The organism is Sporosarcina sp. (assembly GCF_029257255.1).
Lineage (GTDB): Bacteria > Bacillota > Bacilli > Bacillales_A > Planococcaceae > Sporosarcina.
On the sequence record NZ_JARICI010000044.1, the window covers coordinates 24458 to 39623 of the forward strand.

Consider the following 15166-nt stretch of genomic DNA (forward strand, 5'->3'; position numbering starts at 1 on the left):
TTTTTTATGGTGAATGAGCGAGTTTGGGGCGGTTATGAGCATGCTCGGAGAGGGTATGATCGGTTGCGGACCGCCTATGAGCGCTTGACGGATTGGTATGATCACGGGCAGAGATTTAGGAGCGTTTGCGTGAAGTTCATGATCATAAGCAATAAAAACTGCGGACTGCACGTTGCTTGCCGGCGGATTCAATTGTAGGAATGCTTGATTTGTTATATGATATGCAGTATGGATGCTTAACAAGAGCTCGGGTTTTACTAAGGAGGAAATTTGGTAATGAGTAATCAACAAAATGATTTTACGAAATGGTATATCGATACAATTCAGAAAGCGGATTTGATGGATTATACACCAGTGCGCGGCTGTATTGCGTTCAAACCGGATGGCTTTGAAATTTGGGAGCATATTCAGGATGAAATGAATCGACGCTTCAAAGAGACAGGGCACCGAAATGCATATTTCCCAATGCTGATTCCTGAATCATTTTTTGAGAAAGAGAAAGATCATATTGAAGGATTTTCTCCCGAATTGCCATGGGTGACGGAAGCGGCAGGAGAAAAATTAGAAGAGCGTTTAGCACTGCGTCCGACTTCTGAGACGATGATTGGTCATTTGTATTCCGACTGGATCAAAAGCTACCGCGATCTGCCTGTTCTTATCAATCAGTGGGCAAACGTGTTCCGTTGGGAGAAAAAGACGCTGCCATTCATTCGGACATCTGAATTCTTATGGCAGGAAGGTCACACAGCGCATGTGGATGAGGAAGAAGCGCGCGCTGAAACGATGCAGATGCTTGAGATTTATAAGGAAGTCGTAGAAGACTTGCTGGCGATTCCCGTATATGACGGTCAGAAAACACCTTCAGAGCGATTTGCAGGAGCTGTGGACACGTTCTCCATCGAAGCGATGATGAAAGACGGGAAAGCTGTGCAAGCTGGTACTTCACATTACTTGGGAACTAAGTTTGCGGAAGCATTTGATATCAAATATTTAACAAAAGAAAATAAGCACCAGTTTGTCCATACGACATCATGGGGAACTTCCACACGTCTGATTGGATCAGTTATCATGGTTCACGGCGATGAGCAGGGATTAGTATTGCCTCCGCGTGTTGCGCCAACACAGGTAGTCTTGATTCCGGTCGGGCCTTGGAAAAAGAACCCGGCGATTATGGAAAAGCTGGATGAAATCTATGCAGAGCTGAAGTCAAAAGGTATCCGCGTACGTCTAGATGATTCTGATCAGTCACCTGGCTTTAAGTTCAATGAATGGGAATTAAAAGGTGTGCCGGTCCGTTTAGAGCTCGGGCCTCGTGACCTTGAAAATGATCAGGCATTGATGAAAGCGCGTGACGGCGGAGAAAAGATAGCGGTTGATCTGGCTCAGGCAGTAGCAAGTATCGAAGCAGAGCTTGAAACGATGCAAACTCGTCTGCTTGAAAAAGCACGTGCTTTCCGTGACGAACATTCACATACGCATATCGACACGATCGATGAGCTGAAAAAACATATTGAAGACAGCGCGGCGAAAGAAGAAATTCCAGGCTGGATTCTTGCTGGCTGGTGTGGGGACGATGCATGTGAAGAGCATGTAAAAGATGAAACGAAATTTACGACACGTAATATTCCGTTCAATCCGCCTACAGAGAAAGAAACTTGTATTAATTGTGGAAAAGAATCTAAACATACAGTATGGTTCGCGAGAGCATACTGAGTTGAATAATAGAAAAGGTGCCGTACGCGTTGATTTGCGTATGGCACCTTTTTTTATATGGACGTGTCGCGCGAAACATGGCTTGTTCCGCGCAAAAAACCTGTGCAGACGAACCAATCTGCTAATGAAACGCACCAATTCGATCTAGCAACGCGCCAAACCTGTCCAGCAGCGAACCAACACTCACGCCAGCCGCGCCAAAACCGATTAATCGTCCAACTTCAACCCTTTCAATGCATCAGCAAATGGGTTATTCACCGGTTCATCCTCATTATTCTGCTTCAGATACTTCTGCACATCACGCTTATTCACTTTACCTTTTGACTCTTTTTCGCGTCGTGCTTTGAAAGTAGACAACTTTTCGCGATAGCCACATTTACATGTGAAGATCTGGCCTTCGCCTTCTCCACGCAGCTCCATTTTTTTCTTACACTGAGGACAGCGTGCATTTGTGACACGTGAAACGTTTTTTCGGTGTCCACACTCGCGGTCCTGACAAACGAGCATTTTGCCGTGCTTGCCGTTTACTTCAAGCATTGGCTTGCCGCAGTCCGGACAAGTTTTCGTTGAAATATTATCATGCTTGAACTTTGCTTCGCTCGCTTTAATTTCTGCAACGATTTCTTTCGTGTAGCCTTTCATTTCATTAATGAAAGCTTCCTTTTTTAACTGACCTTTGGCAATTTTTTCGAGCTTCAATTCCCATTCTGCTGTTAGTGTAGGGGATTTCAGTTCATCCGGCACTAACTCCAGCAGCTGTTTCCCTTTATTCGTTACGTGAATGTCTTTGCCGCGTTTTTCAATCAGGAATGAATTGAACAGCTTATCGATGATGTCCGCACGGGTAGCAACTGTGCCGAGTCCTCCGGTTGATTTCAGTGTTTCTGCGAGTTTTTTGTCCTGCTGCCCGCTCATATATTTCACGGGATTTTCCATAGCGGATAAAAGTGTTGCTTCATTAAAACGTGCAGGCGGCTTGGTCTGGCCAGATGTTTCTTTGACCAGCTGGATTTTCAATGAATCTCCTTTAGAGAGATTCGGCAGCAGCTGCTCTTTCGTATCTTGCTCTGTTTCTTCTTCGTCGAACTGGTTATTATAAACTTCTTTCCAGCCGGCAGCTACAATCGTTTTTCCCCGTGCCATGAAGCGCTCGTCAGCAATTTTTGCGTGTACGGTCAGCTGCTCATATTCGTGGGCAGGGAAGAGTACAGCTAAGAATCGTTTAACTACTAAGTCGTAGATTCTGCGCTCTTTGTCAGACAGTTTATCACGCAGGACGATTTCTTCAGTCGGAATAATTGCATGGTGATCGGATACTTTCGTGTCGTCGACGAATGATTTATTCGCCTTGATCGGCTTCTTTAGTATTTTATTGGCAAGCGTACGGTACTCGCCGATTCCACATGATTTCAGGCGTTCTGGCAATGTCGCAACGAGGTCACTTGATAGGAAACGTGAATCAGTCCGCGGATACGTCAGCAGTTTGTGCTGCTCGTACAATTTCTGCATGATGTTCAGCGTTTCTTTCGCAGAATAGCCGAAAAGTTTGTTGGCATCGCGCTGCAGTTCCGTCAGATCATAGAGGCCAGGCGAAAACGTCTTTTTGGCTTTTTTATCGACATTTTCAATAATTGCCTGCTTGCCGTCGATCTTTTTCACGATGGCAGACAGCTTTTCCCGGTCGAATGAACGCGTATCATTCGTTTTCGCATCCTGCCATGTCAGTTTTAATTTGGAATCAGTCTGTGCTTCGACACCATAGAATGTTTTCGGACGGAATGTATTAATTTCCTCTTCGCGCTGTGCGATGATCGCGACAACAGGGGTCTGGACACGGCCGCAGTTCAGCTGTGCATTGAATTTGGTCGTCAGTGCACGGGTTGCGTTCAGACCGATGTACCAGTCTGCTTCTGAGCGTGCGACGGCCGCTTCATACAGATTTTCATAGGCTTTTCCTGGCTTCAGCTGTGCAAATCCGTCTTGAATTGCTTTATCCGTAACGGATGAAATCCACAGACGCTGAATCGGTTTTTTGACTTTCGCCTTCTCGATAATCCATCGTGCAACAAGCTCTCCTTCGCGTCCCGCATCCGTGCCGATGATGATATTGGATACATCGGAACGTGTAAGTTGGGATTTGACGGCATTATACTGCTTGCCAGTCTGCTTGATGACCGTCAATTTCAGGTCCTCCGGCATCATTGGTAGGTCTTCCAATTTCCACGCCTTATATTTCGTATCGTACGTTTCGGGATCGGCAAGTGTAACTAAGTGACCGAGTGCCCATGTGACGATATATTTGTCTCCCTCTAAATAGCCGTTTCCTTTTTTATTACAGTTGAGTACACGGGCAATATCCCGTGCTACGGAAGGTTTCTCCGCCAATACAACACTTTTTTTCATATAGTTGAACTCCTTTGTGTACATACATGTCAAAAAACTCCTCCGCTAGATAAGGGGATGTTTGGCCTTATGCTATCAAAAGGAGCTGCTTAGTAAAAAGTGTAAACGAGTAGGGTAGTTTCGTCAATTAAGGCATTTGTTTTCCTTTCAGTTCTTTAATCTGACTGAAAGCAATAGTTTTTTGTATAATAGTACTAACACTTTAGAAATGAGGGATTAGGATGTCAGAATTAAAGACGCGTTTGATGGCAGATATCAAAACAGCAATGAAGGAAAAAGATCAGATGAAAAAAGGCGTGATCAATTTATTGCGTGCAGGTCTGCAAAACGAGGAACTTGAGTTGAAACGTGAATTGACGGAAGAAGAGGAAATCAAAATCGTCCAGCGTGAACTCAAACAGACGAAACAATCTCTCGAAGAAGCGAAAAAAGCCGACCGTGAAGATATTGTAGAGTCAGAGAAAGCGAAAATCGTCATTGTTGAATCCTATTTGCCGAAGCAGATGGATGTGGAGGAAGTGAAGGAATTGATCAGCTCCCTTGGTATCGCAAAAGATACGCCAATGGGTCAGGCGATCGGTACGGTCATGAAGGAAGTTGCGGGACGTGCAGAAGGCAAAACGGTTTCTCAGGCAGTAAAAGAGTATTTGCAAGCGTAAAAAAACGGGCTGCGGGGAAATCGGATTATACGATTTCCTCGCAGCCTTTTTGGTAATGCCGGCGTGGTCTATTGCTGTAAACGAGCAAAAGGACCGCAGTACCGCGCCAAAAGAGTCGGCGAACGAACCAATCTGCCGGTTCACTTCTTAAATGAAGCCCTCAATAAATACGCTGTGTCGTATTCCTTTAATTTCTCCAGATAGCCGTCTTTCTGTTCAAAGAAATCACCTGAAAGGGAACTGACTATTACGCCTTCTGAACCATCCGTATAAATGAGCGTGCCGAGCAGCATGTTTTCTGCAAGCGGCAGGCCTTCCCGCGGATTCAGCTCAGTCATGACCGCTTTGATCTCGAGGTCAGGCAACTGGTCCTCACTCGTTAAACCGGCGCCGCTGATGCTGGCGGAGAATAATAGCTTATCATTAGACGGTTTCACGGCCATGACCAGCGTACCGTTCGTGGATTCGCCGGGCAGTGGAACGGAAAGTTCACTTAATGGTCCGCCAATCTTTTCCCCTTTCTCGTATTTATCCATCCAAAGTGAAATACTCGAGTACGTTTGATCGGCTGTATAATCAAAAACAAATACCTGATCTGCAGCAGTTTGAATAATTTGCTCTTCCCGGTCTGTTAACTCGGGAATTGTCAGTTTGTTGGTGTCAGTGGCTGCACAGGCGCTTAATACAAGTACAAAGCTTAGGCAGAGCAGGCTGATCCATTTTTTCATGGCACAAGGCCCCCTTTATTCTATATTCTTATAGTATAACAGTTTACAGAACCTTCCGTTATCAGCAGTGATAAATTATTTTAGAATAAGTGAAATCTTTTGGGTCGCGACCCGTTATACATATTGAATGAAACAGAACATGCGCATGGCTGTTTGGATGAGGAGGTTCCTATGGAAGAAGATTTGAAGTGGGTGCGGGAAGTGCTGGCCGGCGATAAACAGGCGTACGCTCACATCGTTAATAAATATAAAAATCCATTATATGCGACGATTTTACGAATGACGAGAAACTCCCAAGATGCACAGGATTATGTACAGGATGCATTTTTGAAGGTCTACAGTCAGCTGGATAAATACAAAGAAACAGGATCGTTTTCGAGCTGGCTGTACCGCGTGGCGATCAATCATTGCATGGATGAATTCCGTAAGAAACGGCATCAATCGGTTCCATCAGGATTTGTGGAAGAGGTGACGGCAGGAGAAAGTCAGCCAGAAGTCATCTTTATGAAGAAAGAAAAATATCGACAGTTGGAGAGACTGCTTGCGACATTGCCTGAAGATGAACGGTTAATTATCCTGCTGCGCTATGCGAATGAATTGAGTTACGACGAGATCAGTGAAATGACAAACATATCTTTACCGACCGTCCGCAATAAATTGCACCGGGCGAAGAAAAAGATGAGAGATACGGTGAAGCGAGAAGGAGGAGATTACCATGAATTGTCCAACGATCGATGAGTTGTCGAAGTTTACGGATGATTTATTAACTGAAAAAGAAACCTTGCAGGTGCAGGTGCATGTGGAAAGCTGTTCAAGCTGCCAGGCGGTTGTCGAGGCATTTTTGGAAGAACAGCGTTTCGTGAAAGACACGCTTCAAACACCGGGCCTGCCTGACGATTTTGCAGACAGCGTGCTGAGTCAGCTGGAACCGTACCCACAGCAGAAAATGAGAAGGAAGTCACCTTGGAAGAAAGTTGCAATTTCTGCGGCAGGTGTAGTGTTGGCAGTCGGTTTGAGTGCCGCGCTGAGTCCGAGTTTTGCTGAGTTGATAGGGGGGTTCTTTTCTTCTGAACAAGCGGATGACGGTCTTCGCTTGGCGATGGAAGAAGGGCTTGCAGAACGTGTAGATCTGGCGGTGGAAGACCAGGGGATTACATTGAAAGTCGAAGATGTGTTGGCCGATTCTTCACGCGTTACGCTTTCCTATCAGATACTGAAAAATGGCAAACCGAAATATGCGTACTTTGAAGAGGCGAACCATGCCAACCGAGTTCTGGTATTTGACCAGAAGGGAAATGAGTTGGACGGACTTATGAACAGCTGGCAGAATGCGGGCGATTATGGAGTATATGAGTTTTCATTGCGTGGATATGAGGATATCGATCAGCTGACTATCCAATTTGATGTCACGGAGTTACAGGGGGTGAAAGGGAATTGGCAGCTGGATGTGCCGGTGGATCTCAGCGAAAAACGCCAGCTGACCCACACGTGGCCGCTGGAGGATGCTTCATTTGACACGGATGGTGTGGCGGTCAAACTGCAGAAAATGCAGATGGCACCTTCTTCTACCGAGCTTTTCTATGAGATTTCATTTACAGAGGAAGAACGCATGAGAATTGAGAAGGGGGGAGAAGAGTTCAAGAAACGATTTGGCGCGGAGCGGGTGGAATCGTTGATGCGTACGTTTGATCCTGAAATTGCGTATCATTTAGAGGATGAAGACGGTGCAGAGCTGTATTCTTGGAATCGTTGGGACGTAGGAGTAGAACATGTTGGCAATACAGGTATGCTACAGGGCACGGGTGAAGACTTGGAGACAATCGGTCATCGGAAGTATGTGAATTCATTTGTGCCACAGAAGGAACAGCCGGACATGACGTTTGTGATGGACGGTGTGTACAAGACAGAGCCTGCTGACTTCTCTATCACATTTAACCCGAAGGATCTCAAGGATAAGCCGTTTTCATTCGAGTTTGAAGGGAATCAGCTGAATGTGGTCCGGGCGAAGAATGAAACCGACTACTACTTCCGTAAATCGCTGAAGCCCGTAGGAAGAGCGAAAACATTCGTTGTTGAAATGGAAGGCAAGAGAGATAAGGAAGCCGGCGAGCTGGGCAGGTGGCTGTTGGAAGACGGCGAAGGGAATGTCTACTCATCAGGCCCAAGCGGATCGGTTGCCAATGAAGAAGTCGATTATGAACTGACTTTTCCTGCATTGAAGGATGTGCCGGAAGAATTGACTTTGCATCTATTTTCGGTGAAACGCTATATGCCGGTGAAAGAAATTATGAAAGTCCCGTTGTTTGAGTGAAGAACATCCGGAAAATCATGTAAAATGATTTTCCGGATGTTTTTCCATTTATTAAGCAATACATTGGCCTGAGATCATTAGAGGCTAGTCCCTTTTTTTCGTTGCCATAAATACTATAGGGAAATACAGTCTTCTTGAAATAACGAATGGTATTAAAAGTAATGAAAAAATAAATAGTGCACCAGGATAATTGATTAATTCAGTTGTGATTAAATAATCAGTTTACTACAAAACTTTACTATTTAGTAAAATGTGCTAGAGTTGAATGAGTACCGCTAGCTCTGTAACTTAAAAAGAGTGGGCAAAATATATAAATGGAGTGGTAGGTTTGGTAAAAGAAGCCGTAATGGAAAAAGCAAAAAAACAAGAAGGAATTATGCAAATTCCGCAGTGGTGGACGTGTCCAGAGGGTCATGAAGAATTACAGAAAGCGGCACATGCGCTTGGTGAAAAAGAACTGCTGCATCGTGCGCTTGTTTCAGATGAAGAGAGAAAATATCCGCGTGAAAGTTTACGAGAAGTAGCGAAAGCTGGCTATTCAGCCGTCACAATTCCTGTTGAGGCAGGCGGTCTGAAAGAAGGATTCACAGCATTCTCTGTACTATCGGAAAGCTTTGCGCATTACTGCCCGTCTACGACAATGTGTTGGGTGATGCATATGACGACAGCCCATACCATCTATGAAGCAGGAACTGAAGAACAGCGTCGCCGCTTGCTTCCTCGATTAGAAGCAGGACATGTCGGCGGACTGGCATTCAGTGAAAGAGCAACAGGCGGACACTTTTGGAATGTCGGCAGTGTAGCAAAACGAAATGAAAACGGTTACTTACTAGATGCCGAAAAGTCATTCGTTACAAGCGGAGGAGAAGCAGACTTTTATCTGGTCGCTACGACTTCACCTGAAACGGAAGATCCAGATAATTTGATGTTTTTATTAGTGGAGAACGATCAGGCAGGCTTGGAGGCATTTCCGTTCGATGCAATGGGCTTACGGGGAAATGCCAGCGGTCCGATGAATTTTAAAAAGGTTCAAGTTCCTCTTGAAAACCGGATCGGCAGCGAGGGCGGCATGGGTTATTTCAACGACAACACGATTGATCCTTTATTCTTGCTCGGTTCAGCTGCGTGCTGGGTCGGCATTGCGCAGGGCGCGCTGAATATGGCGACAAACGGTGCAAAACGCCGGGTTCACGCAGATACAGGTTCCTCTGTTGCGGACTATCAAGTCATCCGTCATGAACTGGCGAAAGCGCAGATTCAGATTGATAGCGCTCGCAGCATGCTGTATCGTACATCTAAAGCAATGGATCGTTGCAATAAAGAAGGCAAAGAGCTTTCAGAATGTCTGTATCCATTATGGCAGCTGAAAACACATGCAGCGGACATGGTCATCGACGTAACGAATAAAGCGCTGCAAGTTTCAGGTGGGCGCGGTTATATGACGGGCCAGGTGGAAAGATATGTCCGTGACGGACGCGCGGGCGCTCTCATGGGTCCGACAAATGAGATCTTGCGTGAATGGATTGGCCGTACAATGATTGAAGTTCCTTGGATGGATTAATAACAGCAACAAACAGGTCAAAGCGGTGAGTACACTGCTTTGACCTGTTTGTTTATGTGAAGTGAAATGCAAAAGGGGGAATTCTTGTCATTGGATCAACTTACACATTATTTATTGTTATTGTTTGAATTGGAATTAGAGTTATTTTGTTTAGCGCGTGCCTCTCCGCTTTTTTTACCGATTTCTTCATAGAACTCTTTATCGTGATTCTTTGCAGTGGCTTCTCCGCCCTTGCGTCCGATTTCTTCATAGAAGTCTTGGCCGTGGCTGTTGGCGGTAGCTTCTCCACCCATTTTACCTGCCTGTTCGTGAGACATTTTGTTCTGGTTCTGCTGATTATTGCTGCGTTTTGCCATAATGAAAATCTCTCCTTTTAAATTTTTTGTTTGTCTTACATTCTCTAATATAGCCCGTCATACATGAAATAAACTTCTTTTTTTCTGAATTTCTATGAAGCAGAGCATGCTTGGTAATTACAGATAATTGGTAAGTATACGTTTGCACCTGTTCGAAAAAATTAAATTAAATTTAGTACATCATGCTTTTACAAGAATTCCTCTTTATCTTTTTTAAGACAATCCAGTTCATTCTCCGTTCATCTTCATTCGATAAGATAGAAACATCAAGAAAAACACGGAGGCGGTATCCATGAAGATTGCATGGAAAGAAATGAAAAAGAGCAAAGCGAAATTTATGATTCTTGGATCAATCATCTTCCTGGTAAGTTTCCTGACATTCATTATCTCAGGGCTTGCTAACGGATTGTCGCAGGATAACGCGGCACTTATTAAAGATTTGCCTGATGGACAGTTTTATTTAGATAAAGACGCAGATCAAACTTATAATTTATCGAAAATAGATGAAGACATACAAAAGAAAACTTTAGCCGACAATCCAGATGCTACTGCATTCTCGGTACAGATGGGCTTCGTCAACGACAAGGATGACAAGCAGCACAGCGTGGCATTCGTTGCTTCCACAGATTCTAACCTATTCCAAAATGTGAAAGAAGGCGAAATCGTCCTCGACAGTTCTCTGGAGGAAAAAGGAATTAGAGTTGGCGATGTTTTGACCAACAATCAGTTCAGCGGTGAATTTACGGTTAAAGGATTTGTGGACCAACAGAAATACAGTCACGCACCGGTTGCGTTCATTCAGATGAAAAACTATCAGGAGATTTATCGAGTAATGGAAATGCAGACATTATTCATTCCGGGCAAAGATGCTCCTGCGATCAGCGGACTGGAATCGTTCTCGAATAAAGAGTTCTTAAACGCGATCCCAAGCTACAGCGCAGAACAAATGTCTCTCAACATGATTGTCTGGTTCCTCGTGATTATCAGCGGTATGCTGTTTGCGATTTTCTTCTATATGATGAACGTTCAGAAAATCGGTTTGTACGGTATTTTGAAAGCAATTGGTATGAAAACCATGTCATTGTTTAAGATGATTTGGTATCAGATGATCGTCATCACGATTGTGGCATTGGCACTTTCTATTATTCTCAGCCAAGGATTTAATTTTATTGCACCTGAAGGCATGCCGTTCCACTTAACGATGGGTACTGTTCTGATGCTGTCTGCTGTGTTTTTAGTCGTCGGTTTCATTGGAGCTACCATTTCAGGGTTCCAAATTAAAAAAATCGAACCGCTTCAGGCGATTCAACAAGGAGAGATGTGATATGTCTGCCTTTATTATTGATGAAGTGAAAAAAACATTTACGAATGGTGAAATTGAGGAAGAGATATTAAAAGGTGTCAATTTATCGCTGAAGGAAGGCGAGATTACGGCGCTGGTCGGTCCATCAGGTTCCGGTAAGTCGACCATTCTGACGATTGCTGCAGGTTTGCAAAAAGCGTCGGGCGGAGAAATTCTGTTTGAGGGAAAAGATATGACCAAGATGAGCCAGGAGGAAGTTCGACATGTTCGGGCCACAGATTTTGGCTTCGTGTTCCAGTCCTCTCATCTTGTGCCTTTTTTGACGGTAGAAGAGCAGCTGCAGTTGATGCTGGATGTCTCTGAAACGAAAACGAGTAAAAAAGAGCAGACAAAGGCAATAACAGAAATTCTAAAGATAGTGGATATGGAACACAGGAAAGACGCGTATCCTTCTTCATTGTCCGGCGGAGAGCGTCAACGTGTGGCGATTGCGCGGGCGATCATTCACCGTCCTAAAATACTTTTTGCCGACGAACCGACAGCAAGTCTCGACACAAAACGCTCAAGAGGGGTTATGGAACTGCTGCAGGAATTAACGAGAACGATGAATGTAACGACATTAATGGTTACGCATGATGAAGAAATGCTTCCATACGCAGACCGGATCATTACCATGAGGGACGGCTATATAGTGGAATAAAAAGAGGACGGCTTATGGCCGTCCTTTGTTTTGTTATTTGTCACAAATTTTTCCTGATCCGGAAATGCATACACAGCAAGCTTTCGACATAATTTGCACTGCTTTTAAGTCAGAACACTCCTAGACGAAAACTGCCAATTATGGTAAGTTTGAATTGGTATTTATATGAAATTTGTAGAAAAAAAGGAGGAGTAAACATGAAACGAACAACATCGTTAGTCTTAGGTTTTATTGTCATCGTTTGTTTGGTTGTCATCGCATTGATGGGTAACCAGATCCGCCTCAATAAAGATCAATCGTCAGAAACTCCTGAAAATGAAGAAGCAACACAAGAAGTAGCAGGAATCCAACACAACCCGCCATCAATGGATGATGTACCAGATGGGCCTGAAGGGGAAGCAATCAAACGAGGATTTGACTTGTTTGATGATACATCGAATGTATTACGTTCAGAAGCAGCGTCAGTTGAAGACGGAATTGCCCGAGTGAATGAATTGTCTTGTACTAGCTGTCACGCAGGAGCAGGGACAGATGAAGGGGTTTCTTCAATGGTGGGTATGTCTGCGGTTTATCCGATGTATATCGGACGCTCCGGACAAATGGTCACATTGGAAGAACGAATTAACGGCTGTATGGTGAGAAGTATGGATGGTCAGAAATTTGCAGCAGACGATGAAGATCTGGATGCAATGGTTGCATACTTAACGTATATTTCTGAAGGTATTCCGGTAGGTGCCGAGCTGGATTGGCGCCACCAGAACAGTATTGATGAGTTGCCGACACCAAACGTAGAGAATGGCGAAGAACTGTATCAGGCATCTTGTATTGCTTGTCATGGTGAAAATGGCGAGGGAACGGGTTCGAACACAGGACCGAAACTATGGGGTGACGGATCATTCAACGACGGCGCGGGAATTGCGCGTATGACGAAGATGGCCGGATATGTACAGAAGAACATGCCGGTTGGTCAGGAAAACACTCTTTCAGATCAGGAAGCAAGTGACCTGGCAGCGTTTATTCTGTCAAAAGATCGTCCTGAATGGAAAAATCACGATAAAGACTGGCCGAATGGCGGACGTCCGAATGATACAATGACAAAAGAACTTCGCGATCAAGTGAAAGACGGCACGATTAATTGGGATGAAGTACTGGTTAAGCCAGAGAAAAAATAATCAAATGACAACGTCTGCTGATTCATGTGGCAGGCGTTTTTTTGTATGGTAATATAAAAACATATAAAAAGAATATGGTTAATGATAACTTGTGAGAAAAGGGGAGAATATACGTGCAATCACCATTTACGTTTACACATACAGCACCAGCTGTAAAAGAAGGAAAGCAGCCGGCAATATTCTTGTTTCACGGCATGGGCAGTCATGAAGGAGATCTGCCTCAACTAGTTTCAGATTTTGAGGAAAGCCATCATATATTCAGTCTAAGAGGACCGGTCGTGCATGCACCCGGTTATGCGTTTTTTACTATTGAAGAAGAAGGCAAACCGGTGCGCGAAGTATTCGATAAAGTAGTGGTCTACATCCAGGCATTCATCCGCGAAGTGATTACGGAGTTTGACTTAGACCCTGATCGTTTGACGGTTGTCGGGTTCAGTCAGGGAGCTGTACTTGCACAAACGCTGGGCTTAACGATGATTCCTTCTATGCATGGGGTAGCAGCGCTCAGCGGCTACGTACCGGACTTTGTGAAGGATGAATATGCAAAGCAGTCGGTGGATCAACTGCAGGTATTCATTTCGCACGGAGACTATGATTATGTCATTCCATCTCAGTCAGGTGTGGAGAGCAAAGAGTATTTTGAATCTCTTGGAGCCAATGTGACGTTTAAGACGTATGGCGACGGACATGGTGTAACGCCTGAAAACCAGCGTGATCTGACTACGTTTCTTCGTTCGCTGTGAAGAGGAAAATCCGTCCATTCTAGATCATTATGACGATTGTTGTCATCAGCTGGGCTGTTAATTTTGCGTATGCAGAATCAAAGAAGCTAGACCAACCTATTTTTGTTGACCATTATATTGATGTCTGGTGGGAAGAAGATCCGTACTTTACCATCTATTACCTGGCCAATAAAGAGGATCGCTCTACTATACAATGGGTTGAATTGGAAGATTGGCAGGGTGTGCCGGAGCGCAATGGCATGGATGTTGAGTTTGAAGAAGTTGACCAGTTCGGCCGTTATTCTTTACGCCGTGTGACGCTGCAAATGAATGGACTGCCCGAAATAACAGAGGCAAAGGAGTTCCGTGAGATAACAGCTTACTTTACGGAAGGTCCTCCTGTCCGGGCGGAGATCGGGCAAATTACCGTTCAGCCGCCTTATGATACAAAGCAACTGTTCAGAGAGCATCCTCATTATGATTTGAATTATAAAAAAACGCAGCTGACAACAGAAGAAGACATCACGGTCGAGTCGGTGACGACATCTTTTGATGAGGTGCTGCAAAATCAGTTTTTCATCAAGCTGTATATGCGCGAGCGTTCACTGGATCAAAGAACTTTGCCTGAAGGAATGAATGTGTATGAAGAAAAGTTTTGGCAAGACATTCCGGGAATAGACGCGCGGGCGGTTCAGTTTCCTTTCGATATGAAGAAAGGTGAGCGTTTGACTGTTACCGGCACTGCAAATGTAGAGATGAGTAGTGTGTTGCAGATGGATATTGAAGTCGCGGGGAAAACAGCTGAAAATGAACCATTTGCTGTAAGAACCGAATATAGATCCGAGCCGCAGTTTACCGGGCAGGAAATCAAACAGCTGATTGACAAGAGAACGGAGGCGGAAGCGAATGAATAAAGCGTTTCGGCTGATGTTTTGGGGGTATATCTTCGTGTTTTTCCGGATCCATTTAGGCATTGATCTGCTGGCGGATCCAATCGGCTATTATTTGATTTACTTGGGAGCCGGACTGATGAGTGAACGCATTCCCGCAGCAAAGAAAGCAGAAACGGTAGCTATTGTCGGTTTACTGATTTCCATACCTGGTATGTTCGTGAACTTATCTGAAGTGACGGGCGGCCTGTGGGTGCTGTACGCAGAAGGATTATTCATTTGGAAAGTAATCACGGTCTATTACTTATTTGGAACATGGAAATCGGCGATTCAACATGTCGGCCAGAGCCGATTGCGCCAGCGCGTGCAGATTACGTATGTCTGGTATATGGGCATCCATTTTATTATGATGCTGCTGACGGCATTTTCGTTGAATGTAGGCGGCAGTGAGTGGACGTCGCTGTTCTTGTTTTTCAGCCTGATGGTCATTGTGATGGATGTGGTTTTGCTGGTGCTGATTGCAGCGTTGCGGAGAGTGGATTGGGAAGCGGATCACTCCAATCATATTAATCGTTTAATATAGCGATGTTCAAAATTTCTACAATTTGAAGTCCTCACAAAAAAACGTGAGGACTTTTTTGCATTTTC

General features: G+C 44.6%; 14 protein-coding genes. 11 read left to right on the top strand and 3 right to left on the bottom strand.

Features of this window, described 5'->3' with window-relative positions:
• Positions 1 to 276 precede the first annotated feature (276 nt).
• Positions 277 to 1713, top strand: a complete 1437-nt coding sequence (proS, locus tag Q1J64_RS09235; RefSeq protein ID WP_301108774.1) for a proline--tRNA ligase — start codon at positions 277 to 279, stop codon at positions 1711 to 1713.
• A 207-nt stretch (positions 1714 to 1920) separates the two neighbouring features.
• Here proS and Q1J64_RS09240 read toward each other — a convergent pair whose 3' ends face one another.
• A complete protein-coding gene (locus Q1J64_RS09240) occupies positions 1921 to 4116 on the bottom strand; it encodes a DNA topoisomerase III (protein ID WP_301108775.1) in 2196 nt (731 codons plus the stop codon).
• 221 nt (positions 4117 to 4337) lie between these two features.
• On the opposite strand from Q1J64_RS09240, the gene Q1J64_RS09245 reads away from it, so the two are divergent.
• Complete coding sequence (locus tag Q1J64_RS09245; protein ID WP_301108776.1) at positions 4338 to 4775, top strand: GatB/YqeY domain-containing protein; 438 nt, start codon at positions 4338 to 4340, stop codon at positions 4773 to 4775.
• Positions 4776 to 4915: 140 nt separating this feature from the next.
• On the opposite strand, the gene Q1J64_RS09250 is transcribed toward Q1J64_RS09245, so the two are convergent.
• On the bottom strand, positions 4916 to 5503 hold the full coding sequence (locus Q1J64_RS09250; protein WP_301108777.1) for a YgaN family protein: 588 nt from the start codon (positions 5501 to 5503) through the stop codon (positions 4916 to 4918).
• A gap of 171 nt (positions 5504 to 5674) precedes the next feature.
• On the opposite strand from Q1J64_RS09250, the gene Q1J64_RS09255 reads away from it, so the two are divergent.
• From Q1J64_RS09255 to Q1J64_RS09265, 3 genes are all read left to right on the top strand, one after another.
• Positions 5675 to 6241 (top strand): RNA polymerase sigma factor, encoded by a 567-nt coding sequence (locus tag Q1J64_RS09255; RefSeq protein WP_301108778.1) that lies wholly within the window; start codon positions 5675 to 5677, stop codon positions 6239 to 6241.
• Complete coding sequence (locus Q1J64_RS09260; RefSeq protein ID WP_301108779.1) at positions 6219 to 7814, top strand: DUF4179 domain-containing protein; 1596 nt, start codon at positions 6219 to 6221, stop codon at positions 7812 to 7814. The genes Q1J64_RS09255 and Q1J64_RS09260 overlap by 23 nt, the downstream gene beginning before the upstream one ends.
• 328 nt (positions 7815 to 8142) lie before the next feature.
• On the top strand, positions 8143 to 9375 hold the full coding sequence (locus tag Q1J64_RS09265) for an acyl-CoA dehydrogenase family protein (protein WP_301108780.1): 1233 nt from the start codon (positions 8143 to 8145) through the stop codon (positions 9373 to 9375).
• A 107-nt stretch (positions 9376 to 9482) separates the two neighbouring features.
• Here the strand turns inward: Q1J64_RS09265 and Q1J64_RS09270 are convergent, their stop codons facing one another.
• Positions 9483 to 9731: a KGG domain-containing protein gene (locus Q1J64_RS09270; protein ID WP_301108781.1), complete on the bottom strand. Its 249-nt coding sequence runs from the start codon at positions 9729 to 9731 to the stop codon at positions 9483 to 9485.
• Positions 9732 to 10023: 292 nt separating this feature from the next.
• Between Q1J64_RS09270 and Q1J64_RS09275 the strand changes: the two genes are divergently transcribed.
• From Q1J64_RS09275 to Q1J64_RS09300, 6 genes are all read left to right on the top strand, one after another.
• Positions 10024 to 11055: an ABC transporter permease gene (locus Q1J64_RS09275; protein WP_301108782.1), complete on the top strand. Its 1032-nt coding sequence runs from the start codon at positions 10024 to 10026 to the stop codon at positions 11053 to 11055.
• A gap of 1 nt (position 11056) precedes the next feature.
• On the top strand, positions 11057 to 11734 hold the full coding sequence (locus tag Q1J64_RS09280; RefSeq protein ID WP_301108783.1) for an ABC transporter ATP-binding protein: 678 nt from the start codon (positions 11057 to 11059) through the stop codon (positions 11732 to 11734).
• 197 nt (positions 11735 to 11931) lie between these two features.
• A complete protein-coding gene (locus Q1J64_RS09285) occupies positions 11932 to 12906 on the top strand; it encodes a c-type cytochrome (protein ID WP_301108784.1) in 975 nt (324 codons plus the stop codon).
• A gap of 113 nt (positions 12907 to 13019) precedes the next feature.
• Positions 13020 to 13649 (top strand): alpha/beta hydrolase, encoded by a 630-nt coding sequence (locus tag Q1J64_RS09290; RefSeq protein WP_301108785.1) that lies wholly within the window; start codon positions 13020 to 13022, stop codon positions 13647 to 13649.
• A 29-nt stretch (positions 13650 to 13678) separates the two neighbouring features.
• Positions 13679 to 14542, top strand: coding sequence for a hypothetical protein (locus Q1J64_RS09295; protein ID WP_301108786.1), 864 nt, complete (start codon positions 13679 to 13681; stop codon positions 14540 to 14542).
• On the top strand, positions 14535 to 15101 hold the full coding sequence (locus tag Q1J64_RS09300) for a hypothetical protein (RefSeq protein ID WP_301108787.1): 567 nt from the start codon (positions 14535 to 14537) through the stop codon (positions 15099 to 15101). Before Q1J64_RS09295 ends, Q1J64_RS09300 begins: the two co-directional genes overlap by 8 nt.
• The last annotated feature ends 65 nt before the right edge of the window (positions 15102 to 15166 follow it).

What these genes read in the sequence shown, in the direction of transcription:
- proS (WP_301108774.1), top strand. Translation starts at nt 277, where the DNA reads ATGAGTAATCAACAAAATGATTTTACGAAATGGTATATCGATACAATT.
- Q1J64_RS09240 (WP_301108775.1), bottom strand. Translation starts at nt 4,116, where the DNA reads ATGAAAAAAAGTGTTGTATTGGCGGAGAAACCTTCCGTAGCACGGGAT.
- Q1J64_RS09245 (WP_301108776.1), top strand. Translation starts at nt 4,338, where the DNA reads ATGTCAGAATTAAAGACGCGTTTGATGGCAGATATCAAAACAGCAATG.
- Q1J64_RS09250 (WP_301108777.1), bottom strand. Translation starts at nt 5,503, where the DNA reads ATGAAAAAATGGATCAGCCTGCTCTGCCTAAGCTTTGTACTTGTATTA.
- Q1J64_RS09255 (WP_301108778.1), top strand. Translation starts at nt 5,675, where the DNA reads ATGGAAGAAGATTTGAAGTGGGTGCGGGAAGTGCTGGCCGGCGATAAA.
- Q1J64_RS09260 (WP_301108779.1), top strand. Translation starts at nt 6,219, where the DNA reads ATGAATTGTCCAACGATCGATGAGTTGTCGAAGTTTACGGATGATTTA.
- Q1J64_RS09270 (WP_301108781.1), bottom strand. Translation starts at nt 9,731, where the DNA reads ATGGCAAAACGCAGCAATAATCAGCAGAACCAGAACAAAATGTCTCAC.
- Q1J64_RS09275 (WP_301108782.1), top strand. Translation starts at nt 10,024, where the DNA reads ATGAAGATTGCATGGAAAGAAATGAAAAAGAGCAAAGCGAAATTTATG.
- Q1J64_RS09280 (WP_301108783.1), top strand. Translation starts at nt 11,057, where the DNA reads ATGTCTGCCTTTATTATTGATGAAGTGAAAAAAACATTTACGAATGGT.
- Q1J64_RS09285 (WP_301108784.1), top strand. Translation starts at nt 11,932, where the DNA reads ATGAAACGAACAACATCGTTAGTCTTAGGTTTTATTGTCATCGTTTGT.
- Q1J64_RS09295 (WP_301108786.1), top strand. Translation starts at nt 13,679, where the DNA reads ATGACGATTGTTGTCATCAGCTGGGCTGTTAATTTTGCGTATGCAGAA.
- Q1J64_RS09300 (WP_301108787.1), top strand. Translation starts at nt 14,535, where the DNA reads ATGAATAAAGCGTTTCGGCTGATGTTTTGGGGGTATATCTTCGTGTTT.